Raw genomic sequence first — 24,590 nt, forward strand, 5'->3', positions numbered from 1 at the left:
GAGAGGGAATCCCGGGTGCACCCGGGGGCGCTCGCAATTCGCCCCGTGCTGGATGTATGGACAAATTGCGGACTTGGCCGGATGGATGGACCCGGCCTCGGGCGGACTGCCACGTGTCCGCTCAGATCCCGTGCCTGGCTTCCGGGAATGCTACAGGCCGTTTGGGGACAATGGTCGCAAGACCGCGGTCCATGCCAACGCGCACCCGGTTTGTGAGCGAAGGCCGGCCGACGCTATACTCCGCGCGTCCCGCCGCCGGAGCTCCGGCGGCTCGCGTACTTCGACGGAGGACCGTCGCATGGGAAAGACGCTTCCCTCCATCACCGACGAGCTGGCGGAGTTCATCCGCGCGCAACCGGTGTTCTTCGTGGCCACGGCGCCGCTGGCGGAAGACGGGCACGTGAACCTCTCGCCCAAGGGGCTGGACAGCTTCCGCGTGCTGTCGCCGCACCGGGTCGCCTACCTGGACCTGACGGGGAGCGGGAACGAGACCTCGGCGCACCTGGCCGAGAACGGCCGCGTCACCTTCATGTTCTGCGCGTTCCAGGGGGCCCCGCGCATCCTGCGCCTCTTCGGCCGCGGCCGCGCGGTGCTGCCGGGCGACGGGGAGTGGGACCAGCTCCGGCCGCTCTTCCCCGACTTCCCCGGCGTGCGGCAGATCGTGGCGGCGGACGTCACGCGGGTGCAGACGTCGTGCGGCTTCGGCGTGCCGCGGATGGACTTCGCCGCCGAGCGCGACCAGCTGCCGCGCTGGGCGGAGAGGAAAGGCGAGGACGGGATCGCCGTCTACCAGCGCGAGAAGAACGCGGCGAGCATCGACGGGCTGCCGACGCCGCTGGGGATGCGCCTGGCGGAGCCGGTGAATCAAACCGGCGGCCGGTGACGTAGCACCTGCCGCGGAGAGCGCCGCCGGAGCGCTCCCGCATCAGACTCGTGATCCGGACGACAAACCGAGAGGTGATCGATGACGCGCTTCCCCGCCATTCCGTTCCGCATGGGAGCGCCGTTCCTCGCGAGAGGGGCGGCGGGGCGGGCGCATTCCCGGGCTTGAGTCCCGGGAAGTCAGGCGATCCCGGACCCCGGCCGCTCCCCGCGAGCGGCCGGGGTCCTTCGTTTTCCCCCAGAGGAGTTCATGTGCGAGCGATTCGAATGGGAGCTGCGAGCCTTCGCCGACCCGCACGGGCGCGAGGGCGTGGTGAGGCTGTACGAGCCGCGCGACCACGGGCCGCTGCTGGCGATGTACGCCGCGCTGGGCGCGGACGACGGCCGGGCGGGGCGCGGCGAGGCGGCGCGGTGCGCGTGGATGGCGCGGCTGGCGGGGCGCGGGATCAACGCGGTGGGCTCGCTGGGCGGGGCGCTGGCGGGGCACGCGGTGCTGCTGCCGGACGGGAGGCACGACTGCGAGATCGCGGTCTTCGTCCACCCGGACTTCCGCCGCCTGGGGCTCGGCGCCGAGCTGGTGCGCGGCGTGCTGGGCTTCGCGGCGGAGTGCGGCTTCCGCCGGGTGTGGTCGGCCGCCGACACGGAAAACGAGGCCGCGGCGCGCCTGGCCGGCCGCACGGGGTTCGCGCCGCGGGCGGACGGGCGCTGGTGGACGGACCTGGAGCCGCTACCCCTCTACGCGAGGCCGCTGGTGGCGCGGGCTCGCTGAACGCGCGCCGGGCGTGCATCTTGTCGGGCGACTGAAAGTGCCCAGTGCCCAGTGCCCAGTGCCCAGTAACAGCAGTGTTACTCTCGCACTTTCGCACTTTCGCACTCTCGCACTTTCGCCCGTTGTTCCTGGGCCCTGGGGACTGGGCACTGGGCACTCCTCCCCTTCCCTCCACGCCGCCCGATGACGACCCGCCCGATGACGACCCGCCCGAACCCCGACCCCGCCGCCGCGACCATCGAGCGCGCCTTCGACCGCCAGCGCGAGGAGCTGGGGATCCGCCGCGGCTTCCCGCCCGAGGTGGAGGCGGAGGCGCGCGAGGCGGCCGCGCGCGACCCCGCCGCCGACGCCTCGCGGGCGGACCGCACCGCCATCCCCTTCGTCACCATCGACCCGCCGGGGAGCCGCGACCTGGACCAGGCGCTCTGCATCCAGCGCAGCGGCGAGGGCTTCCGCCTCTGGTACGCCATCGCCGACGTGGGCTTCTTCGTGGACCGCGGCGGGGCGGTCGAGCGCGAGGCGTGGCTGCGCGGCGAGACCTTCTATGCCCCCGACTGCAAGGAGCCGCTCTACCCGCCGGCGCTCAGCGAGGGCCCCGCCAGCCTGCTGCCCGAGGAGGACCGCCCCTCGGTCCTCTTCGGCTTTGAGCTGGACGGGCGCGCGGAGATCGTCTCGTCGAGCATCGAGCGGGCGCGGGTGAGGAGCCGGGCGCAGCTCACCTACGCGCAGGCGCTGGAGCACGTGGAGGGCGGCGGGGCGCTCTTCCGGGACCGGGAATGGGCGGAGTCGCTGGTGCTGCTGAAGGAGTTCGGCGAGCAGCGGCGCCGGCGCGAGGCGGAGCGCGGGGGCGTGTCGCTGCCGATCCTCTCGCAGCACGTGCAGCGCTCGGCCACGGCCAGGCTGGGCTACGCGCTGGAGTACGAGCGGCCGGTGGCGTCGGAGGACTGGAACGCGCAGGTGTCGCTCCTCACCGGGCACCTGGCGGCGCTCCGGATGAGCGCGGCGAAGGTGGGCATCCTGCGCGTGCTCCCGCCGGCGGACCCGGAGCGCATCGAGCACTTCCGCCGCGTGGCCCGGGCGCTGGGGTTCCAGTGGCCCGACGGCGTGGGGTACGGCGACTTCCTCCGCTCGCTCGACCCCGACCACCCGCGCGTGACCCCGCTGGTGTGGCAGGCGCGGCGGGTGATGGCGGGCTCGGACTACGTGGCCTTCGACGGCGAGCTTCCCGCCCAGCCGCTGCACCACGCGCTGGCGTTCGCCTACGCGCACGTGACCGCGCCCCTGCGCCGCCTGGCCGACCGCTACGTGCTGGACCTGCTGGTGCAGCTGGAGACGGGCGGCAGGCCGTCGCCCGTGGAGGTGGAGACGCTGGCGAAGGTGGCGGAGGTGATGAACCAGGCGGAGACGAAGAGCAGTCGCCTGGACCGCCGCGTGGTGGACGTGGCCGAGGCGTGGACGCTGCGCGGCCGCGTGGACGAGCGCTTCCCCGCCGTGGTGCTGGGAGTCCGCGGGCGCGAGGTGGAGGTGCAGATCGAGGAGCCGCCCGTGCGCGCCGACGCCGCCCGGCCCGAGCACGGCCGCTGGCTGGAGCTGGGCGAGCGCGTCCAGGTGCGGCTCGCCAGTGTCGACCCGGAGGAGGGGAAGCTCGCCTTCACGCTGGAGGAGTGACGGAAGTCGGGACGCAGATCGCCGCATCTTATGCGCCACGGGTGGCCGGGCAACCGTGACGAACGCGCCGGGGTCCTACCACAGCGTTGCCGCCGGTGGCGCGCAGGTGGCGCCGCCCGCGATCGACCCCACATCAACCCACCGACCCTCCCGATGATCCCCAGGAAGTCTCTCGCGCTGGCGCTGCTGCTGGGCGCCGCGCCGCTGGCCGCGCAGCCCACCGTCCGCCTCCCCGCCGCCGACCGCCCGCTCGCCGGAGCCCCCACCAACGTCTTCAGCATCGGCGCCGAAGAGGGGCAGAGCTGGGAGCTGCTGGCGAACGTGGAGCAGGTGGCGTTCGACCGCAACGACAACCTGTACGTGCTGGACCGCGGCAACCAGCGCGTGCTCGTCTTCGACCGGAGCGGCCGCTTCGTCCGCCAGCTCGGCAGGAAGGGCGATGGACCGGGCGAGTTCCAGATCCCGGTGGGCTTGGCCGTGCTGGGCAACGGCAGGGTCGCGGTGCTCGACCTCTTGCACGGCAACATCACCGTGCTCACTCCCGAAGGCGAGGTCGTCGGCACCACCCCTCTGGGCGAGGAATGGTTCCCGGCCATGCGGATCGAGGCGCACCCCAGCGGCAGCGTGCTCGCCGTGCTCCGGCCACGCATCATGCCGGAGATGCTGCGGGGAGGCACCGTTCCGCCGCAGAACCAGACGTTCGCGCTGATGCCGCTCGACGGTCGCGGGGAGCTGCGCCGGCTCTTCGAGATCCCCGATCCCGCGAGCGTGCGGGGATCGACCTCGGGAGGCGGCAACCAGCGGCGGTTCAACCTCCGGATGAGCTCGAAGGAGTTCGCGCCGCTCACCCTCTGGGATGTGCTGCCCGACGGTGGAACGGCGCTCTCGCACACCACGCTCTACACCATCAAGATCCAGGACGCGAGCGGCAGGACCGTCCGCTTCCTGCAACGCCCCGTGCCCGTCCGCCGCACCACGCAGGCGGACCGGGACCGCATCCTCGCGCAGCGCCGCGAGCAGTTCCGCACCGGCCGGGGCGGCGGGATCATCATGATGCGGACGGAGGGTAGAGGCGGCACCACCCGCAGCTCGCCCCCTCGTGAGCTGTCGCCGCAGCAGATCGAGGAGCAGCTCCGCGACGTCGAGTTCGCCGACACCATCCGCGCGATCCAGGGGATGACGGTGGCGCCCTCGGGGAAGCTGTGGATCGAGCGCACGGCGCGGAACGTGGGCGACCCGGGCCCGATCGACGTGGTGACGCCGCAGGGGCAGTACCTCGGGACGATCGCCGGGCAGCGCCTTCCCCGCGCCATCAGCGCCAGCGGCCGCGCGGCTTATGTCGAGCGCGACGACCTCGGCGTCGAGCGCGTGATCGTCCGCCAGCTGCCGCGAAACTGGTACGACTGATCAGGGAAATACCGCGCAGAGACGAGGGAGGAGCCGGTCACGGACTCCTCCCTCGCTTCGTTCTTCACCGATCAGTTGAGACGGATGGCGACGAGCATCCACGCACCCGTGTTGAACTCCTCGCAGTACGCATCCTGAACGACCCCATCCACCACCCAGCGGCCCTGGTACCAGCAGTACCAGACCTCGTCGTCGGGATCCTGGGCACGGAGCGGGAGCGCGCTGCCGACCGTCAGGAAGAGCGCCAAGAGCATTGTGAGGACGCGTCTGGCACGCTGGTACATGGGACCTCCATGATGAGGGGCTACCGTTCATTCCAGCCATACGCGCACGGTGGCGCGCCAGACCGCTTCTGCCAAGACATTTTTCAGGCCCGTGCTCGTGCGACCCGATCCTACCTCGGTCACGCCGCAGGTTCAGCGCTGACAGGTCTCCACGATATCCACCTTGTTACACGTCTCTGAATCCGCCACTTTGAGCATCGATTATTATCCCTGTTTCACCCCAACGACGGAGGAAGCGCCATGAAGCTCAGGATCGAGGACCTCCAAGTCGACTCGTTCGCCACCGCGGAAGCGGGTGCGGACGCGCGCGGGACCGTCCAGGCGCACGAGGTCACGCCGCTCCGCTCGTGCCAGCCGCGCTACACCTGCCCGGAGTGTGCCTCGCCCGTGTTCGAGCCGGGCGAGCAGAAAGACTGAGCCGGAGCGGTTCACGGCGAGCGGCGTCCGCGAGCGATTCGCGGGCGCCGTTCCGCGTTCCGGGGCGCCTGCGGGCGCGGGGCCTCTTTCGCCGCGCGGGCGGGGCGAGTACCGTGTCGGGCGCGCCGCTTGCAGGCGCCGCGCTGCGTCTTCGCGCGTCCGACTCGTCTACAGCGCCCGTCCGGAGAGCCCGTGCACCGCGAGCATCACCGCTGGTTCAGCCCCTCGCTGCAGCGCGACATGGAGCTGCTGGTGTTCGGCCACGGGGGGGCGCGCGTGCTGGTGTTCCCCACCTCGATGGGGCGCTTCTTCGAGTGGGAGGACCGGGGGATGATGCACGCGCTCGGCGAGCACCTGGAGCGCGGCTGGCTCCAGGTGTTCTGCGTCGACAGCGTGGACGCCGAGAGCTGGTACGCCAGGGGGAAGCACCCGCGCGACCGGGCGCTGCGCAACTTCCAGTACGAGGACTACGTCGTCCGCGAGGTGCTCCCCTTCAGCCAGTCGCAGAACGGCAACCCCTTCCTGATCGCCGCCGGCGCCAGCTTCGGCGCCTACCACGCCGTCAACATCGCCTTCCGCAACCCCTGGCTCTTCGGCCGCGTGGTCGGGATGAGCGGCCTCTACGACATCCGCGAGCAGACCGACGGCTACTACGACGCCGAGATCGCCGCGCAGAACCCCTCGCACTACGTCAGCCAGATCGACGACCCCGGCCGGCTGGAGGCGCTGCGCCGCATGGACATCATCCTGGCGACGGGGCAGGACGACTCGTTCGTGGAGAACAACCGCTACCTCTCCCGCGCGTTGTGGGAGAAGGGCGTGGGCAACGCGCTGCGCCTGTGGGACGGCTGGGCGCACGACTGGCCGTGGTGGAAGGACATGATCCGCCTCTACGTCGGCGGGCACGACTGAACGGCAGTGCCCAGTCCCGAGTGCCCAGTGCCCAGGAACGGCACGACGGCGCTTCGAACTGGGCACTGGGACTGGGCACTGGGCACTGGGCACTCGGGGGATGACGATGACGCTGAAAGTGGGGTTGATCGTGGGGCGGGAGTGGTCGTTCCCGCCGGCCTTCATCGAGGAGGTGAACCGGCGGGGCGAGGGCGTCACGGCCGAGTACGTGAAGCTGGGCGCCCCCGCCATGGACGATCCCTGCGAGTACGCCGTCATCATCGACCGCATCTCGCACGAGGTGCCGTTCTACCGCACCTACCTCAAGCAGGCCGTGCTGCAGGGGTGCGCGGTGGTCAACAACCCCTTCATGTGGACGGCCGACGACAAGTTCTTCGGCGCCGCGCTGGCCACGAAGCTGGGGATCGCGCACCCGAAGACCGTCGTCCTCCCCAACAAGGAGTACATCCCCGGCGTCGTCCACGACGAGTCGCTGCGCAACCTCCAGTATCCGCTGGACTGGCAGGGGATCGTCGACCACGTGGGGCTGCCCTGCGTGCTCAAGGACGCGCACGGCGGCGGGTGGAAGGACGTCTACGTCTGCCGCTCGCTGGAGGAGCTCATCCACCACTACGACACGTCGGGGCTCCTGACGATGGTGGTGCAGGAGTTCATCGAGTGGGACCACTTCATCCGCTGCATCTGCATCGGGCAGCAGGTGGTGATGCCGATCAAGTACGACCCGCGCGAGCGCCGCTACCACGTGGAGCACGAGCACATGAGCCCCGAGCTGGGCAGCCGCGTGGTGGAGGACTCGCTGAAGCTGGTGCGGGCGCTGGGCTACGACATGAACTCGATGGAGTGGGCGGTGCGCGACGGCGTCCCCTACGCCATCGACTTCATGAACCCCGCGCCCGACATGGACATCTACTCGCTCACCCCCCACTACTTCGAGTGGGCCGTGCGCGCCATGGCCGACATGGCCATCGAGCTGGCGAAGAACCCGCGCGGGCAGGCCGCGGCGCTGCGGTGGGACGGGCTCTTCACCGGCTCGCGCCTGGCCGCCGCGCCGCCGCCGTACATGGGCTCGGGCAACCGCGGCGAGGACGAGGAGAGCGCCCCGAGCGGAGGCGGCACCATCGTCCCGGGCGGCACCGGGAACACGGGCGGGGTCGCCGTGGCCTCCACCCGGGGCGGCGGCCAGCCGGGCACCGCCGCGGCCGACGGAGGCGATCTCGGCTCGGGCGGCCCGGAGAGCGGAGGCGGGGCCGACTCCACCGGCGGGGCGACGGAGGCGGGCGGCGGGACGACGGGCGCTTGGGGCGGCGGGGGGGCGGGGGGAAGTGCATCCGGGTCGATCCCCGAGCCCCCGACGCACGCCTCGCCCGGCATCTACGTCGACGAGCTGCCGGGGACGCACGCGGGACCGCCGTCCGCGGGCTCGGCGGGCGCGGGCGACGCGGGGCACGAGTCCCACGGGAGGAGCGCCGCGGGCGACGCGGGAGCCGAAGGCCACGGGCGCGCCGCGGGCGACGCGGCCCGCGCGGGCGAGGACACCTCGGCGCGGGCGGCGTCGGACTCCACGCTCGAGCAGGCGTGAGCGCGCACGCCGAGGCCGCCTCGCTGCGGGGCGCCATCGACGCCTGGCACGCCCTGCTGGAAGACGAGGCGCTCGCGGCGGGGACGGCCGCGCGGATGGACGACGAGCACCGGCGCCGGGGGATGTACTTCGGCGACCGCCCGCTCTGCAGCGTGCTGCGGCCGCGCTTCCTCACCCCCGCCCAGTACCGGGAGCTGCGCCGCGGGATCGGCACCCTCATGCGCGCCTTCCTCCGCGCGCACGAGGCCGCCATGGCCGACCCGGCCTTCCGCGCCCAGTTCCACCTGCTGGACTGGGAAGAGGAGCTGGTGGCGCACGACCCCGGCTTCCGCTCCCCCTGCCCCACCTCGCGGCTGGACGCCTTCTACGACCCCGCGGACGCCTCGCTGCGCTTCACCGAGTACAACGCCGAGACGCCGGCCGCCCCCGCGTACATGGACGTGCTCACGGAGGTCTTCCTCGCCCTGCCGGTGATGGGCGAGTTCCTCCGCACCCACGTGGTGCACCCGCTCCCCGCCCGCCACGGGGCGCTGCACGCGCTGCTCAGGGCGTACCGCGAGTGGAGCGGCCGGCGCGAGACGCCCCGCATCGGCATCCTGGACTGGTCCGAGGTGCCCACCTACAGCGAGTTCGTCTTCTTCCGCGACTACTTCCGCTCGCACGGCATCCCCTGCGAGATCGCCGACCCGCGCGAGGTGGAGTACCGCGATGGGAAGCTCCTGGCGGGCGACTTCCACGTGACGCTCGTCTACAAGCGCGTGCTGATCGACGAGCTGGTGCTCCGGATGGGGATGGACAATCCGGTCGTGCGGGCGGTGCGCGACGGAGCCGTCTGCATGGTGAACCCCTTCCGCTGCAAGGTGCTCTACAAGAAGGCGAGCCTGGCCGTGCTGGGCGACGAGCGCAACGCGCACCTCTTCACCCCCGACGAGCGCGCCGTGGTCGAGGCCTGCGTGCCGTGGACGCGCATCGTCGAGGAGCGGCGGACGGAGAAGGACGGAGAGCAGGTCGACCTGGTGCCGTGGATCGCCGCCAACCGCGAGCGGCTGGTGCTCAAGCCCAACGACGACTACGGCGGCCGCGGGATCGTGCTCGGCTGGCTGGTGTCGGACGACGAGTGGCAGGCGGCCGTGCGGACGGCGCTGGAGCAGCCGTACGTGGCGCAGGAGCGCATCGTCCTCCCCGGCGAGCCGTTCCCCAGCTGGGTGGACGGGCGGGTGCAGGTGTTCGACCGCATGCTGGACCTGGCGCCCTTCGTCTCGCACACCACCGAGGTCAACGGCGCGCTCACCCGGCTGGCGACGGACCCGCTGCTGAACGTGACCGCCGGCGGCGGCTCCAGCGTGGCCACCATGCTGGTCGAGCCGCGATAGACCTCTTCTCGCCCCGGTTGAGGGTATCGGTTATTATCGTAACTGCGTTGTCTGCTACCTGGGATCAGGTGTGGACTACAGCCCCATACATCAACCGGTGAGCCGAAATGTCGCGGGAGGAACACACCTTGTCGTTCGAAAGCACCGAGGCGATGAATGGCGATGACGTCGAAGGTCGAGCCACCGCCTCCTCTCAGTCAAGCGGAAATTCGATACACCCGCGTTTCATTGAACGCGTTGTAATCCGAAATTATAAGAGTATTGCCGGATGTGACGTGTCTCTGTCGAACCTAACTTTTCTAGTTGGTCCGAATGGATCCGGGAAGAGCAACTTTCTAGATGCTATCCGCTTCATTACGGATTCGCTCCGAAATTCATTGGATCACGCTCTGCGAGATCGTGGCGGGGTCAAGGAAGTCAGGCGTCGGTCGAGTGGTCACCCGACGCACTTTGGAATTCGCCTAGACTTTCGTTTGCCTGATCGCGCTTATGGGCATTATTCGTTCGATGTAGCATCAAAAATACAAGGAACCTACAGTGTTCAACATGAGGAATGTACGATCCGTCACGGGATCACAGGAACTATAATCGGACGTTACTCTGTCGAAGAGGGGCGTGTAACTTCAAGCAGTGTTACGTCACCTCCTGCTGCAAGTCGAGATCGTTTGTATCTAGTGAATGTCTCGGGCCTCCATGAGTTCCGCCCCATATATGACGCACTTTCCAATATGGGTTTTTACAATCTGAATCCGGACGTAATCCGCGAACTTCAATCGCCCGATCCAGGTTTGATCTTGTCGCGGGACGGGAGTAACATCGCGAGTGTGCTGAAGACACTCACCACGAGAAACCCACAAGTAAAGGAGAGGATTGAGGAATACCTGTCTAAGATAGTATCGAGTATCTCCGGAGTGGACGCGATTCCGGTTGGTCCGAAAGAAACTCTCCAGTTTCGTCAGGACGTTAGCGGAGCGAAGTATCCGTGGCGATTTATTGCCGCAAATATGTCAGACGGTACCCTACGCGCTTTAGGAAACTTGGTTGCCCTGTTCCAGAGCGGAAGTGACAGTATCGTTCCGTTTGTCGGGATTGAAGAACCTGAAACGGCGTTGCACCCGGCAGCTGCCGGAATTCTGACAGATGGACTGGCGGATGCAAGCGAACATACGCAAGTCGCTGTGACTAGCCACAGCCCGGATCTTCTTGACAATGAGAAAATCCCGGATGAGTCGCTTCTGGCAGTCATCTCGGAACGCGGAGAGACAAAAATAGGCCCGCTCGATCCAGCGGGTCGATCTGCACTGCGAGATCACCTTTTTACTGCTGGGGACCTCCTTCGAATGGATCAATTGAGGCCGGATCCGCGAGCAATTAATTTGCGGCCGGAGCAATTGCCGCTTTTCGGGGAGGACTGAAGGAGTGCGTATAGCTTGCATCGTGGAGGGGCACGGAGAAGTCGAAGCAGTGCCGATCTTGCTGCGACGACTTCGTGACCGTATCGCACCAGGACTTCCGCTTGAGGTGGGAAAACCGATTCGTGTCCCGCGATCGTCACTCGTAATCGAAGAAGAACTCTCGAAGTACGTTGAGTTGGCTGCAAGGCAGGTTGGAGAGGATGATGGTATTTTCGTCCTGATCGATGCTGATGATGACGCTGCATGTCTTCTGGGTCCTAAACTGTTGAAGGTTTGCGAGGAAGCAAGGCGCGACCGGCTATCCCGGGTTGTAATTGCTGTTCGAGAGTACGAATCGTGGTTTCTTGCTGCCGCAATTTCGCTCCGGGGCCGGCGAGGCTTGTCGGAAGAGTTGACTCCTCCGAAGGAGCCGGAAGCAATCCGAGACGCAAAGGGTTGGTTGTCCAGACATAACGTTGAAGGTCGATCCTATAAAGAGACCCTAGACCAACCCGCACTGACAGCGGTGTTCGACATTGATGCTGCGCTTGCGGCTCCGTCCTTCGCAAAACTATATCGAGATGTGCAGAAGCTCCTGCGCGACACGTCGGCAACGGAAAGGGCATACCCGGAGGCAGATGGCCGATAACGAACCTCTTGCCTTCAACGGCGCGCTCACCCGGCTGGCGACGGACCCGCTGCTGAACGTGACCGCCGGCGGCGGCTCGAGCGTGGCCACCATGCTGGTCGAGCCGCGCTGAGGCGCCCGGCACCGCTCTCCACCGCCCCGGCCATGTTCCCCTTCCGGGTCGACTCCGAGCTGACGCTGGCGCTGCTGGAGCCCCGGCACGCCGCGGAGCTCTTCCAGGTGACGGACGAGAACCGGGCGCACCTGCGGCGCTGGCTCCCCTGGCTGGACGGCGTGCGCTCGGAGGACGACACGCTAGCGTTCATCCAGGGCACCCGCGCGCAGCTCGCCGCCAGCAACGGCTTCCAGTGCGCCATCCTGCTGGACGGGCGCATCGCCGGGGTGATCGGGCACCACGCGATCGACTGGGGGAACCGCGCCACCTCGCTCGGCTACTGGCTCGCCGAGCGCCACCAGGGGCGCGGCGCCATGACCCGGTCGTGCGCGGCCTTCCTCGACCACGCCTTCGGCGAGCTGGGGCTGAACCGGCTGGAGATCCGCTGCGCCACCGGGAACGAGCGCAGCTGCGCCATCCCCGAGCGGCTGGGGTTCAGGCTGGAGGGCGTGGCGCGCGAGCCCGAGTGGCTCTACGACCACTTCGTGGACCACCGCATCTACGCCATCCTGGCGCGCGAGTGGCGGGGGACCGCGAGGCCCGGCGCGGAGCGGTAAACATCTTGCTGCCACGCGCCTGAACGCCGCGGGCCGGCGTGGACCCGGCCCGCCCGCCGTCGACCGACCGTTCGTCCGACCAACTGCCGGGAGCCGCCCCATGAAGCAGCCTTCGCTCACCGTCGGCATCGAGGAAGAGTACCAGATCATCGACCCGGAGACGCGGGAGCTGCGCTCCTACATCACCGAGATCCTGGACCACGACCACCTGATCCTGGGCGAGATCAAGCCCGAGCTGCACCAGTCGATCGTGGAGGTGGGCACCACCGTCTGCCAGACGCCGGCCGAGGCGCGCGCCGAGCTCCGGCGGCTGCGGCGGATGGTGATGGAGCTGGCGGCGCGCAAGGGGCTCAAGGTGGTGGCCGCGGGGACGCACCCCTTCAGCTCGTGGATGACGCAGGAGATCACGCCGCTGGAGCGCTACCTGGGCGTCAAGCAGGACATGCAGGACCTGGCGCAGCAGCTGCTGATCTTCGGCACGCACGTGCACGTGGGGATCGAAGACCGCGAGTTCCTGATCGACGCCTTCAACGTCAGCCGCTACTTCCTCCCCCACATCCTCTGCCTGTCGTCGAGCTCGCCGTTCTGGATGGGGCGGAACACGGGGCTCAAGAGCTACCGCAGCGTGGTGTTCCGCAACTTCCCGCGCACGGGGGTGCCCCGCATCATGCGCGGCTGGGCGGACTTCGACGAGCTGCAGGGAACGCTGGTGGGCACGCGCTGCATCCCCGACGGAAGCAAGATCTACTGGGACGTGCGCCCGCACCACAAATACCCCACGCTGGAGTTCCGCTTCCTGGACGTGTGCACGCGCGTGGAGGAGGCGGTGTGCGTGGCGGCGCTGCTGCAGGCGGTGGTGGCGAAGCTCTGGAAGCTCCGGCGCGACAACCTGACCTTCCGCGTCTACCCGTCGGACCTGATCGAGGAGAACAAGTGGCGCTCGGTGCGCTACGGCTTCGACGGCAACCTGATCGACTTCGGCAAGCAGGAGGAGTGCCCGGCGCGCGAGCTGATCCGCGAGATGCTGGAGTGGTTCGTGGACGACGTGGTGGACGAGCTGGGGAGCCGCCGCGAGGTGGAGTACGCCTTCCGCATCATGGACGAGGGCTCCAGCGCCGACCGCCAGCTCGCCGTCTACGAGCGCACCGGCGACTTCAAGGCCGTCGTCGACCACCTGATCGCGGAGACGGAGGAGGGCGTGTTCCCGGCAGCGGAGGCGCAGGCGGAGGCCGGCGCGCGGGCGTGAGCGCCGTCTCCACTCACCTCTCGATCCACTCTCGATCCAAGACCGCGCTCCCCCGGCCTGTTTCGCCGGGGAGCGCGGTCGCGTTCGGGGAAGCTTCGATGAATGATCACACAGAGGACACGGAGGACACGGAGAACTTCTGCTGGTCTGGCTGTTTCTCTGTTTCTCCAGCCCTCCGTGTGAGTTGAGCTGTTCCGCGGTCGCGCGCGACGTGGATCGGACCGGCCCGGAACGCATGGCGGGTCAGGTTGTATACAGGCGTTGTGAATCCGCGGCGAGCAGGATATCTTTGGTCGCGCGGTCCCGTTCTTGCCACTCGCAGCGGGACCGTTTTTCTTATCGTGCAAGAGGTTACCGGATGCACCAGCGCCCTGTCGTCGGGATCCCCACGCAGACCCTCCAGTCCATCGACCGCATCCCCGCGGACCTGCCGGACTCGTGGGTGATGAACCAGCGGTACTACCTGGCCTGCACCGAGGTGGGGGCGATCCCCTGGATGGTGCCGCTGCTGGACCAGGACCCCGAGACGCTCAGGGCCATCTACGACCGGCTGGACGGCATCTTCATCGCCGGCGGGGTGGACATGGACCCGGTCAGCTACGGCGAGGAGCGCCACGAGCTGTGCGGCCGCACCGACCCGCCGCGCGACCGCGTGGAGCTGGCCTTCACGCGCTGGGCGCTGGAGGACGGCAAGCCGGTCTTCGGCGTGTGCCGGGGGATGCAGGTGATCAACGTGGCCGCGGGCGGCACCCTGGTGCAGGACTGCACCCTCTTCCCCGGCGCCATCAAGCACGACTACTTCCCCGGGGCGGGGTGGGCGCGCGACCACCTGGCGCACGACGTCCGCCTGGCCGAGGGCTCGCGCCTGCACCGGGCGTTCGGCGCCACCGGGGCGAAGGTCAACTCCATGCACCACCAGGGGGTCGCCCGCCTGGGCGACGGGCTGGCGGCGGCGGCGTGGGCGCCGGACGGGCTGCTGGAGGCGGTGGAGAGCGCGCGCGAGGACCACTGGCTGGTGGGCGTGCAGTGGCACCCCGAGATGCTGATCGACACGCACGCGGGGACGCGGCGGCTCTTCGAGGAGTTCATCGAGGCCGCCAACCAGTACCACAACGCGACGGCGCTGGTCTGACTCCGCCGGCCGATCCGGGAGATGCGAAAAGGGCGCGAGAGATCGCGCCCTTCGTCGTCTCGGCCCGTCATATGCAAATCCGCAAAAACATCAAGCCTCACGCAGAGTCAGCAGAGTCAGCAGAGTCAGCAGAGTCAGCAGAGTCAGCAGAGTCAGCAGAGTCAGCAGAGTCAGCAGAGTCAGCAGAGGAACCCCTCCGTCGACTCTGCTGACTCTGCGTGAGAAAAGTCTTTTGCCGGTCTCGGCTCACTCCTCCAGGTCGCACCAGCGGACGAGGTCCCCGAGCGGGGGCCGGCCGTCGTGGTGCCAGTGGGGCGGCGGCCAGGCCATCCGCCCGAGCGGGGCGACGCGGCTGGCGCCCAGCCGGCCGAGCGCCGCCGCCAGCTCCCGCCCCTCGTCCTCCGCGGCGGAGAGGCCGACGGTCTGCAGGACGGACGCGTACGACTCCACCAGGGCCGCGACGTCCGTGAGCGAGGGGACCGGCTTCACCCGCACCACGCGGTTCAGGCACGAGGCGGTGAAGGCGGGGTCCGGGTCGAAGACGACCGTCCAGGCCGTCCCCTCGGCCGAGGCGTGCAGCTCCGTCCCTTCGGCGAACTCGGCCTCGGCGCGGAGCTGGCGGATGGCGGACGACTCGCCGGGGGCCAGGGCGCCGCGCGGCAGCTCGCGCTCGACGGCCTCCATCTCCGCCGCCAGGAGCCGCGCCCACTCGCGCGGGTCCACCTTGCCGCCCTCCTCCACGTAGAAGAGGTGGGGCGAGACGCACCCCTGCTGGTCGAAGGTGGAGGCGTCGAGCGCCGCCGCCCGCGCCGCCTCCGCCGCCCGCTCCCCGTCCAGCCAGCCGCGCCCGACCACGCCGAAGGAGAGCCTGGACCCGTAGCCGAGGAAGCGCGCCCCGGGCGGCGTGCGCGAGCGGACCGCCGCGACCGCGTCCGCGCCGCCGTAGACGATCACCGCGTCGGCGCGCTCCTGGGCGGCGCGCTCCATCTCCTCGTCGCCGCCGGGCCAGTAGGTGACGGCCAGGCAGGCGCCGAGCCCCGCGTCCTCCTCGGCGATCCCACGGGCGAAGAGGGCGGCCAGGAGCGGCTCGCCGGCGGCGGTCTTCCCCAGCGTGGCCGCCTTCACCAGCAGCGAGCGGACGATGGAGGTGACCGCCACGCCGGGGACGTTGCCGCTGAAGACGTGCGCCGCCAGCCGCGGCCCGAACGCCGCCCGCAGCCCCCTCCCGACGGGGTTCGGACGGAACCCGTCCAGCACCCCCGGGTCGCCGAGATCGGCGCGCAGCAGGTCGAAGAGCGGCTCCGCGCGCCAGTCCGCCGCCATGCGGTCCAGCACCCGCCGGATCATCGGCGCCGAGTAGCCGGTGACCGCCGGGAGCGCGCGCTCCGCCGCCGCCCTCAGCTCGTCCCCCGAGTCCAGCAGCCGCGCCGCGACCCGGTCGACCACCTCCACGACCTCCGCGACGGACCGCCGCGCCAGGTGCCGCTCGCGCATCTCGACCAGCTCCGTCACCTGCGCGCGCAGCATCTCCGGCGTCAGCCGCGGCACCCGCAGCTCCACCGCGTCGTCCCCCTTGCCGAACGACCACACCGTCGTCGGGGGATCACGGAGCGCGGGGAGGTGGAAGGCGTCGATCAAGGGAAGTGCGAGAGTGCGAGAGTGCGAAAGTGCGAAAGTGCGAAAGTAAGCGTAGAGGCTGACTCACGCACTCACGCACTTCCGCACTCACGCACTGCGGTTCTACAGGAAATCCCAGAACGAGGGGTTCGCCTCGATGATCAGCTCCCAGCGGCCGGCGTCCGTCAGGCCGCGGGCGAAGTCGACGCGCAGGATGTCGTAGAAGATCCCCACGCCCGCACCGACGGAGAAGAGCGGGTCGCGGGCCGTCTCGGCGCCCCAGAGGAGGAGGGAGGGGCGCCCCACCGAGCCCACGTCCGCCCACCCCGCCGCGCCCAGGAGGCGGCCGCGGACGAACGGCGCCGCCAGGTCCGCCGAGTACGTGGCCCGCAGCGTCGCGAACTTGTCGCCGCCGTAGGCGCGGAAGGCGTAGCCCGGCACCGTCCCCCGCCCGCCGATCAGGTACAGCCCCTCGCGCGGCAGGTCGCCGAACGCCGTTCCCGCCGCCAGGCCCACCTCCAGCCGGGCGTCGCGCGGCGACCAGCGGCGCGCGTACCCCAGGTCCAGCCGCGGACGGACGAAGGTGAAGTCGCCCACCCCCGCGTCGTCGTCGCCCAGCAGCCGGCCGCCGTCGGCCGCGAGCGCCGCGCTCCAGGCCACCGCCTTCCCCGCGGGGGAGCCGCGCGAGAGGGCGAGCGAGCCGCCCAGCAGGAGCCCCTCGTCGATCTCGCGCACCGGGCGGAAGTCGCCGAACGCCGACACGTCCGCCTCGAACGCCGCACTCTCGTGGTCCTCCGCCCGCGCGCCCACGCCCAGCTGCCACCCGCGCCCCAGCGGCCGCTCCAGCCGGAGCGCCCCGCCCGTGGCGTAGAAGAGGTCCGTGTAGTCGCGGCCGGCGACCAGCGAGGTGAGCGAGTTCATCGCCCCCGAGATCACCGGGCCCACGCCCACGTCGCGCGGCTGGTTGAGGTATGCGCCGCCGGTGATCCGCAGGCGCGGGCGGGTGAGCGTGGCCTCGGCCGCGCCCAGCGGGTGCATCGGCCCGAACGCCCAGCCGCCCTCCAGCGAGAGCGCCACCTGCTCGCGCGGCGTGGAGCGCACCCCGAAGCCGAACGCCGGCCCCTCCGCCCGGTTGTAGCGGGCGATCGTGGACGCCGCGGGGACGTCCAGCCGCGTCCCCGGCAGCCCCGAGAGCATGCGGCGGCGGATCAGCTCGGCCGCCTGCCGGCGCACCTCGGCCAGCTCCACCTCGGGGCCGATCCCCTCCTCCTTCAGCTCCGCGTCGATCGGCTGCTCGAAGGCGAAGGCGCGCCGCTGCCGGTCGGGGACGGAAACGACGCGGCGGCCGGCGAAGAGCGCATCGGGGAGCCCCTGGTTGAAGCGGTAGTTCTCGATCCGCATGTTGCCGCGGATCACCCCGCCCGCCGGGAAGCCCAGCTCCGGCAGCTGGCGGCGGATCTCCACCCGCTGCTGGTTGGGGAGCCAGAAGCGCCCCTTCCACAGCCCGTTGTCCAGCGAGATGTTGATGTAGTCCAGCTGCCGGTCCACGTAGGAAGCGGCGGTGAAGGTGAACTCCATCCGCACGATGTCGCCGGCGCGCTGGTCCAGGTAGATCGACCCCAGCAGCGCGGGCTGACTCGGGTCCTTCGGCCGCACCTGCACCTGGTAGACGCGCACCGGCTCCTGGTTGCCGGGAAGCCGGATGGCCAGCGAGTCGGCCAGGCGGAAGTCGTAGAACCCCAGCGAGTTGGGCGCGGCCGGGTGCAGCACGTCGCGCACCTCGTCGCCGTCGCCCAGGCGGATCAGGTCGCCGAAGTTGTCCTGCACCACCGTCAGGTGGTCTTCGTGGTAGCGGATGTTGGTGGGGAGCGTCTTCTGGTCGCGCAGCCCCACGATGCGCTGCTTGGTGCGGTCGGGCGCCTTCCAGAGCACCTCCAGCGCCACCTGGTCGGTCTTTACCAGCGTGCGCTCGTCGATGTCGCGGCGGTCCAGGTAGAAGTAGATGAACCCCCGCGCGTCGGCCTGGTAGTCCACCAGCCCCGTGTCGCTGAGCGCCACCGCGCGCCGCTCCTGCGCCCGCCGCACCAGGTCCAGCGCGCGCGCGGCGTTCCAGCCCCCGTCCCCCTCCTGCGCCGGGGCGGGCGGCCCGAAGAGCGCCGCCGCGAGCGCGGCGGCCAGTGCGAGCGTCGTCCTTCTCATGAACGGCAAGATAATCGGTCGTGGTGCCCGGGACGAAAAGGGGTCCGGCCGGATCGGCCGGACCCGTGCGCGGGCCTGTTACCCCGGACGTCGCCCCGCGCTCCTCAGGGGCAGGCGCCCTCCTGGAAGCGCGCGGAGAGCTGGCCCTCGATGCGCTCCGAGAGGTTCTGCTCGGAGATCCCCGCCGCGCGCGCGTAGTCGGCGCGCCGCACCGAGTAGTTGAGGTTGCCCGCGCCCGACGAGGTGAGCCGCCGCGGGGCCGCCTGGAACGCCAGGGTCAGCTCGTCGGGGAGCAGCAGCTCGGCCGCGGCGCCGGTCGGCGTGTCGCCCGAGAAGAAGCGCAGCTCGATCTCGTTGGAGCCGTAGGCGACCGCGCCCCGCAGCTGCTGGAGGAAGTTGTCGGACTTGCGCGTGTAGACCAGGTCGTACTGGAATCCCCCCACCGCCAGCGAGGGCGCCTGCCGCGGCGCCGGCGGGGCGGGGTTCATCACCGCCGTGCGCAGGTCCGCCGCCGGGAGCACCGTCTGGCTGGGCACGAAGCGCAGCTCGCAGACGTTGTAGACCGCGGCCACGTCGTCGGGCGTCAGCCGGTTGGGGTTGAAGCCGTTGCCGCCGTCGCAGGCCGGCAGCGCCATCACGGCGGCGGCGAGCGGGAGCGTGCGGGCGAGGGCGGGCCACCTGCGCATCATCATCCTCCGGGGCGTTCTCGTGGGGTTCGGCGGCGAGCGGCAACCGTTTACCCGCGTACGCGCGAGTTCGTTTCACCGTATCAGTTCGCCCGCGATCCAGTCCTCTGAACCAGCACTTCGCACCTCGCGCTTCGCACTACACCACCTCGACGTGCTGGCCGGCCTGGACCCGGTACACTTCCTGGAACACCCCGTCAAGCGTGAGCATGAACACCGGCACGATCGGGTTGAACCACCCGGCGAATTGCAGCGCGATCTCCTTCTTGCGCGCGAGCCATCCCTCACGGTCGATCGCGCCGGCGCCGTCGTTCTGGTCTCGCCCCGAGTCGGCCTGCGAGTAGAACACGCCCGCCACGTCGCCCCCGACGACGTCGATGGTGACCTCCGTGTACTTGAGGGACGCGTCCAGGGCCGCGTGCTCTCCCTTCGCCATGAGCCGCGCCAGCTCCACGCAGCGGTCGATGCAGGCGTCCCGGGTGACGTCGTAGGCCTGGTCCCGGCCGGCGATCCGGGCGTTGAGCTTCGCGGTCAGCAGCCGCCGGTACTCGTGCGCGGCCAGCTGCCGGGCCGCGTCCGAGCACTCGGCCAGCGCGATCGACAGGCACTTCCGGAAGCGCGAATACACCACTCCGGCGATGCTGTCCGGCTGGTTCCAGAAGCCGAACTCGACCGTGATCCCGGTATCCGCCGCGCGATTCCCCTGCTCGTCGATCTCGATGTCCAGCACGGCCTGCCAGTTCGCGATCGCCGGCCCGCGCGATGCGAAGTTCGCGGCGAGGAACTCCTTCATCTCCCAGACGAGGTCGCACTCCTGCTGGGCCGTGAGCCCGGTCGGCGTGCTCGCGTCGCGCCAGTTGTAGGCGCGGATGCGGGGCGAGTCTTCCGCCGGCGCCAGGATGTAGCCGACGTCGCTGTAGAAGCTCGTCATCCCGTCGACGTGCATCGAGCACGCCCGGATCGGGTTCCCCAGGTCCCACCCGGCGGTCCAGGCCAGGGCGTCGGCCTTGGCGGCGTTCGCGTCGAAGGTCCGGCACGCCAGCCAGGCCTCGATCCGCGCCTTCGTCCACCCGACATCGGCTCCCTCCGGGAGCTGGGCGGGCACCGTCGTGGGGTCCGAGACGCAGCGGATGAAGCGCGGGGGACCCGACACGCACACGGCTTTCGCGCCGATCTGGTTCTCTCCGCTGCGCAGGGCGACCTCCACCAGCCCCAATCGCCTCCCTCTCCCGTAGACGACCCTGCGGTCCGCGACGTCCGCCTTCGCGATCGTGACGGCGTGCTGCTCGTCCAGCGCGAGCTCCTGGGCGAGGTGGGCGTTGGCGAACAGCTCGAGGCGCTCGTGGCCGATGGAGAGGACCAGCTGGGGGTCCGCCGCGGTGAAGACCGGGTCGTCGCCGTCCCCGAAGAGACTGATCCGCACGATCCCGTCGACCGCGATCCGGCTCTGGTCCCGGTCCAGGCTCAGCTTCCTGGGCCTGAACTCCGCCTGGATCGTCTCGCTCTCGCCGATGACCAGCACCTCGACGACGGTCCGCCAGACGACGACGTCGTCGTGCAGCTCCACCTGGAGCGTGTAGCCGCCCTCCCGCAGATGGTGGTAGGTGAAGGCCCAGGTGGCGCCCTGGGACTCCAGGACGTTCGGGTCGCGCAGCATCCCTTCGCCGTCCTTGAGCACGTCCCGCACCCTGTAGTCGGCGTCGTCGGAGGCCCGGATCACCACCTTCAGGTCGCTCAGCGGGCAGGGCTGGTCCACCTGGCCGATCGCGCGTCCCCGCGCCTGTCTCTCCACTCGCAAGGCTCAGCTCCCTTCCGCGGCGAGCATCCGGCGGACCCGCTGGACCTTCGCGAACCCCGCCAGGAACGGATCCTCCAGCACGGCGCGGATTTCGGCGCGGCTTTCGTCCAGGTGGAACCCCGGCCCGAGCGCCTGCCGCCATTCCAGGAGCGTCCGGACCTCGGCCTCGCCGCCGATCCCCCACCCCCGGGCTTCTTCGATGTCCTCCTTCACGAAGCGAAGCAGCTCCGCCCCGTCGTCATCATCGCCGGTGTCGCCCGCGAGTGAGCGCAGGTGCGCGACCATCTTGGCCTCGAAGCGCTGGACGGCCAGCGCCGCGAAGGCATCCATCTGTGCCTTGCGGATGACTAACAACCTGTTCCTCCGGGATGGGAATGACGTGCGTGGAGAGCGGGGGGAACGAATGCGGAGTGATCGAGAAGGGGCGCCGGCGGTCTGAGGTCCAGCATGCGGAGCCGGCATCCACGCGAGCCTGGAAGGCCAAACCAATATAACCGGGTGTCAAGATGAGGCGTGCCGCGTGGGGGCGAGGCGGCCGGCTCCGGCTACGGGTCCGCGGCCACCAGCGCGATCGCGAAGCCGTCGTACCCCTTCACCCCCACCGTCTGGAGCGCCGTGGCGATCACGCGCGGCTCGGCCGCGGCCATCTCGTAGAAGCGGCGGACGCCCCGGACGGCGGGATCGTCGCTCCCGGCGTCGAGGATCGCTCCGTCGCGCACCACGTTGTCGGCGACGATCAGGCTGCCGCGGCGGGAGAGCCGGAGCGCCCAGGCGAAGTACTCCGGCATGTTCGCCTTGTCGGCGTCGATGAAGGTCAGGTCGAACGGGCCCAGGCCCTCGGCCTCGACCTGTGGCAGCGTCTCCAGCGCCGGCCCGACGCGCACGTCGACGACGTCCGCCAGGCCGGCGCGCGCGAAGTTGGCGCGGGCGACCTCGGCGTGCTTCGGGTCGGCCTCCAGCGTCACCAGGCGGCCGCCCGCGGGGAGCGCCCGCGCCAGCCAGATGGTGCTGTAGCCCCCCAGCGTGCCGAGCTCCAGGACGCTCTGCGCCCCCTGAACCCGCGCCAGCAGGTGCAGCAGCATCCCCTGGTTCGGCGCCACGGCGATCTGCGGCAGGCCGGCCGCGTCGCTGGCCTGGAGCGCCGCCTCCAGCGCCGGGTCCGGCGGCACCAGCAGGTCCGCGATGTACCGGTCGACCTCCGTCCACAGCTCCTGGTTCATCGATCCTGATTCATGGGTTGAGAGCCTGATCTGGACTTTATCCAAAAGTAAACAAAGGTGGCAGGCGAGTTGCGAACATGGGCTTGCATTCTTCCGCCAAGAAGAGGAGCAAGCCATGATCGAACTGCCTGCCACCATGCAGCGGGTCCTGGAGAGTTTCGCGCCGCTCTTCCGACCCGGAATCTGGCAGCGAGCCCGACTGCTGCTGATCGGAGCGCTGCTCTGCCCGGGCACTCGCACGGTGAGCGCGGCGCTGCGGGTGCTGGGACTGGCCCAGGAGCGCCACTTCCAGAACTACCACCGGATCCTGAGCCGCGTGCGCTGGTCGGCGCGCGAAGCCAGCCGAATCCTCCTTCTGCTCTTGGTCGCAGCCTTCGTGCCGCAGGACCAGCCGCTCATGCTCGGCATCGACGAGACGCTGGAGCGACGGCGAGGCAAGAAGATCACCGCCAAGGGGCTCTACCGCGACGCGGTGCGCTCCAGCCGCAGCGTGCTGGTGAAAAGCCACGGCCTGCGCTGGATCAGCGTGATGCTGCTGGCGCCCATTCCCTGGGCGAATCGCGTCTGGGCGTTGCCTTTCCTGACGCTGCTGGTGCCCTCGGAACGCTACTGCCAGGAGCGGGGCCTGAGGTACAAGCGGCTCAGCCATTGGGGTTGGCAGGCACTCCTGTTGGTCCGGCGCTGGATCAAGAAGCGGCCGATCGTCGCCGTGGGAGACCAGAACTACAGCGCCATCGAGCTGCTCCACGCTACGTGGCGCGTGTGTGTGACGGTCGTCACCCGCCTGCGCATGGACGCAGCCCTCTACGATCCGGCTCCATCGCCCGAAGAATTCCGCAAGCGGCATCCCCGCGGCCGGCTCCCGAAGAAGGGCGCACGCCAGCCCACGCCGCAGGAACGGCTGCACGATCCCAACACCCGCTGGCAGACGCACCGGGTGCGCTGGTACGCAGGCGAGGAGCGCGAGGTGGAGATCGCCACGGGCACGGCCGTCTGGTTCCACAACGGGCTTCCCCCCGTGCCGGTGCGCTGGGTGCTGGTGCGCGATCCGCAAGGGGAGTTCGAGCCCGTGGCCCTGGTTTGCAACGACCAGGCGGTCACGGCCGAGCAGATCGTGGAGTGGTTCGTCCTGCGCTGGCAGGTGGAAGTCACCTTCCAGGAGGTGCGGGCTCATCTGGGCGTGGAGACTCAGCGCCAGTGGTCCGAGCCCGCCATCGCCCGCACCACCCCCGTGCTGATGGGCCTGTACTCCCTGACCGCCCTCCTCGCCCACGCCGACCTCGGTACGGCTGCCCTGCCCGTGCGCCGCGCTGCCTGGTACCACAAGCAGAGCGCCACCTTCTCCGACACCCTCGCCTGGGTCCGGCAGAGATTCTGGCCGGCAACGATCAACCTCACATCCCACTGCGGAACGGATGTCTTGATGATTCCGCGAAGTTTGCTTGAACGCTTCACAGACACCCTCGCCTTTGCGGCGTAAAGGGATAAAGTCGAGATGATACTAGATCCGGATAAACAGCTTGGCTATCGGGGGATGAAGCGAGCAGGCATCCGTGCCGCTACCGCGCCCAACCTACCTGGCAGGGTGAGAAGATTCTTCGGCCCTGCGGTCATCCGTGCGAATGCCGGTCCTGTGTGATCGGGCCTCAGAATGACAGCAAACACCAACTGATTTTCCGGATTCCGTATGACTGGTCGCGCAAGCGTGGGCCATGGCACTGAGCCTCAGTAAAGTACCCTCTCCCGAAGTTGGGTTGGGTGGCGGCGCGGCAGCGGCGCCGGGTGAGGGCTACCCCCCGCCCTGCGTGACGATCAGGAACACGTCGTAGAGCGCGTGCGTCCAGGCGGCGATCCCGAAGCCGCGGGCGATGAAGAGCACGCTGAAGGCGAGCCCGGCCAGGAAGCGGAAGGTGAAGGACGAGAGCTCCCACGGGTAGGCGTACGGCCCCACGTAGTGGAACGCCGAGAAGAGCAGCGCCGCCAGGAGCGCCGCGTACACCCGCGACGGCGTCCTGCCGAGCCCCGCGTGCAGGAACACGTACAGCAGCCCGCCCACCAGCAGCACGCGGAACACCAGCTCCTCGTAGATCCCCGCCCCCAGCGACAGCACGACGCCCTGCGCGAGCGGCAGCCGCTGCATGGCGCCGCCGTCCGCCGCCAGGCCCAGGCCCCCCATCCCCAGCACCCAGCTGGTGAGCCCGCCCACCACGAAGCCGAAGAGCAGCGCGTACACCACGCTCTCCGCCAGCATCCCGGCGAACACGTGCCCCTCCAGCGGCACCCGCGCGCGCCGCCGCTCCCTGGCGATCAGCACCGCCGCGCCCAGGGCCAGGAGCGCGGTGAGCGCCAGGGTGCCGTGCAGGCCGCCCGCCCCCAGCAGGGTGCGCAGCAGCACGTCGGCCCCGTTGCGCATCCCGCCGGCGCGGTCGGCCATCAGCGCCGCGCCGGCCTCGTAGAGCACCAGCAGCGGCAGCGCGAACAGCAGCGAGTAGCTGTGCTTCCGGGTGAGCTCGAAGTAGCCGGGCATGGGCGGAAAGCTAGCGGGAGCGCCGCCCTCGCGCGACGCGGCGGGCATAACTGGCCTGCCGATTGCGAGTTGCGGCGCGCGTGAAGACTCGTCGCGTGGCGGTGTTGAACGCCGCGCGGC

The 24,590-nt window shown here is 69.8% G+C and carries 22 protein-coding genes; 14 read left to right on the forward strand and 8 right to left on the reverse strand.

Annotated elements, in window-relative coordinates; all coding sequences use genetic code 11:
* Positions 1–298 precede the first annotated feature (298 nt).
* From VF746_00310 to VF746_00325, 4 genes are all read left to right on the forward strand, one after another.
* On the forward strand, positions 299–883 hold the full coding sequence (locus VF746_00310) for a pyridoxamine 5'-phosphate oxidase family protein (protein HEX8690852.1): 585 nt from the start codon (positions 299–301) through the stop codon (positions 881–883).
* 249 nt (positions 884–1,132) lie between these two features.
* Positions 1,133–1,651: a GNAT family N-acetyltransferase gene (locus VF746_00315; protein ID HEX8690853.1), complete on the forward strand. Its 519-nt coding sequence runs from the start codon at positions 1,133–1,135 to the stop codon at positions 1,649–1,651.
* 198 nt (positions 1,652–1,849) lie between these two features.
* Positions 1,850–3,319, forward strand: coding sequence for an RNB domain-containing ribonuclease (locus VF746_00320; GenBank protein HEX8690854.1), 1,470 nt, complete (start codon positions 1,850–1,852; stop codon positions 3,317–3,319).
* 153 nt (positions 3,320–3,472) lie between these two features.
* Positions 3,473–4,726 (forward strand): 6-bladed beta-propeller, encoded by a 1,254-nt coding sequence (locus tag VF746_00325; protein ID HEX8690855.1) that lies wholly within the window; start codon positions 3,473–3,475, stop codon positions 4,724–4,726.
* Between the two features lie 71 nt (positions 4,727–4,797).
* Here the strand turns inward: VF746_00325 and VF746_00330 are convergent, their stop codons facing one another.
* On the reverse strand, positions 4,798–5,010 hold the full coding sequence (locus VF746_00330) for a hypothetical protein (protein ID HEX8690856.1): 213 nt from the start codon (positions 5,008–5,010) through the stop codon (positions 4,798–4,800).
* Between the two features lie 240 nt (positions 5,011–5,250).
* Here VF746_00330 and VF746_00335 point away from each other — a divergent pair, with 240 nt between their 5' ends.
* The 9 genes from VF746_00335 to VF746_00375 all read left to right on the forward strand — a co-directional run bounded on the left by VF746_00335 (position 5,251) and on the right by VF746_00375 (position 14,423).
* A complete protein-coding gene (locus tag VF746_00335; protein ID HEX8690857.1) occupies positions 5,251–5,427 on the forward strand; it encodes a hypothetical protein in 177 nt (58 codons plus the stop codon).
* Positions 5,428–5,619: 192 nt separating this feature from the next.
* On the forward strand, positions 5,620–6,339 hold the full coding sequence (locus tag VF746_00340) for an alpha/beta hydrolase-fold protein (protein HEX8690858.1): 720 nt from the start codon (positions 5,620–5,622) through the stop codon (positions 6,337–6,339).
* 106 nt (positions 6,340–6,445) lie between these two features.
* Positions 6,446–7,918, forward strand: coding sequence for a hypothetical protein (locus VF746_00345; protein ID HEX8690859.1), 1,473 nt, complete (start codon positions 6,446–6,448; stop codon positions 7,916–7,918).
* Positions 7,915–9,291 (forward strand): hypothetical protein, encoded by a 1,377-nt coding sequence (locus VF746_00350; GenBank protein HEX8690860.1) that lies wholly within the window; start codon positions 7,915–7,917, stop codon positions 9,289–9,291. Before VF746_00345 ends, VF746_00350 begins: the two co-directional genes overlap by 4 nt.
* Positions 9,292–9,419: 128 nt before the next feature.
* On the forward strand, positions 9,420–10,706 hold the full coding sequence (locus VF746_00355) for an AAA family ATPase (GenBank protein HEX8690861.1): 1,287 nt from the start codon (positions 9,420–9,422) through the stop codon (positions 10,704–10,706).
* A gap of 617 nt (positions 10,707–11,323) precedes the next feature.
* Positions 11,324–11,446: a hypothetical protein gene (locus VF746_00360; GenBank protein ID HEX8690862.1), complete on the forward strand. Its 123-nt coding sequence runs from the start codon at positions 11,324–11,326 to the stop codon at positions 11,444–11,446.
* Positions 11,447–11,478: 32 nt separating this feature from the next.
* A complete protein-coding gene (locus VF746_00365; protein ID HEX8690863.1) occupies positions 11,479–12,045 on the forward strand; it encodes a GNAT family protein in 567 nt (188 codons plus the stop codon).
* Positions 12,046–12,145: 100 nt separating this feature from the next.
* Entirely contained in the window at positions 12,146–13,291 is a 1,146-nt protein-coding gene (locus VF746_00370; GenBank protein ID HEX8690864.1) for a carboxylate-amine ligase, read from the forward strand.
* Positions 13,292–13,649: 358 nt separating this feature from the next.
* Complete coding sequence (locus VF746_00375) at positions 13,650–14,423, forward strand: gamma-glutamyl-gamma-aminobutyrate hydrolase family protein (GenBank protein ID HEX8690865.1); 774 nt, start codon at positions 13,650–13,652, stop codon at positions 14,421–14,423.
* Positions 14,424–14,669: 246 nt separating this feature from the next.
* Here the strand turns inward: VF746_00375 and VF746_00380 are convergent, their stop codons facing one another.
* The 6 genes from VF746_00380 to VF746_00405 all read right to left on the reverse strand — a co-directional run bounded on the left by VF746_00380 (position 14,670) and on the right by VF746_00405 (position 21,943).
* Entirely contained in the window at positions 14,670–16,061 is a 1,392-nt protein-coding gene (locus VF746_00380) for an acyl-CoA reductase (GenBank protein HEX8690866.1), read from the reverse strand.
* 102 nt (positions 16,062–16,163) lie between these two features.
* Positions 16,164–18,239 carry a hypothetical protein gene (locus VF746_00385; GenBank protein HEX8690867.1) on the reverse strand — a complete coding sequence of 692 codons (2,076 nt, stop codon included), beginning with the start codon at positions 18,237–18,239 and terminating at the stop codon, positions 16,164–16,166.
* Positions 18,240–18,343: 104 nt separating this feature from the next.
* Positions 18,344–18,931: a hypothetical protein gene (locus tag VF746_00390; protein ID HEX8690868.1), complete on the reverse strand. Its 588-nt coding sequence runs from the start codon at positions 18,929–18,931 to the stop codon at positions 18,344–18,346.
* A gap of 133 nt (positions 18,932–19,064) precedes the next feature.
* Positions 19,065–20,723: a hypothetical protein gene (locus VF746_00395; GenBank protein ID HEX8690869.1), complete on the reverse strand. Its 1,659-nt coding sequence runs from the start codon at positions 20,721–20,723 to the stop codon at positions 19,065–19,067.
* 3 nt (positions 20,724–20,726) lie between these two features.
* The gene (locus VF746_00400) at positions 20,727–21,053 is read right to left on the reverse strand and encodes a hypothetical protein (GenBank protein ID HEX8690870.1); all 327 of its coding nucleotides are present in this window, start codon (positions 21,051–21,053) and stop codon (positions 20,727–20,729) included.
* A gap of 215 nt (positions 21,054–21,268) precedes the next feature.
* Positions 21,269–21,943, reverse strand: coding sequence for an O-methyltransferase (locus VF746_00405; GenBank protein HEX8690871.1), 675 nt, complete (start codon positions 21,941–21,943; stop codon positions 21,269–21,271).
* Positions 21,944–22,058: 115 nt separating this feature from the next.
* Here VF746_00405 and VF746_00410 point away from each other — a divergent pair, with 115 nt between their 5' ends.
* A complete protein-coding gene (locus VF746_00410; GenBank protein HEX8690872.1) occupies positions 22,059–23,423 on the forward strand; it encodes a transposase in 1,365 nt (454 codons plus the stop codon).
* A 309-nt stretch (positions 23,424–23,732) separates the two neighbouring features.
* On the opposite strand, the gene VF746_00415 is transcribed toward VF746_00410, so the two are convergent.
* Complete coding sequence (locus tag VF746_00415; GenBank protein ID HEX8690873.1) at positions 23,733–24,470, reverse strand: CPBP family glutamic-type intramembrane protease; 738 nt, start codon at positions 24,468–24,470, stop codon at positions 23,733–23,735.
* Positions 24,471–24,590 lie beyond the last annotated feature (120 nt).

This window comes from Longimicrobium sp., from assembly GCA_036389795.1.
In the GTDB taxonomy this organism is placed as follows: domain Bacteria; phylum Gemmatimonadota; class Gemmatimonadetes; order Longimicrobiales; family Longimicrobiaceae; genus Longimicrobium.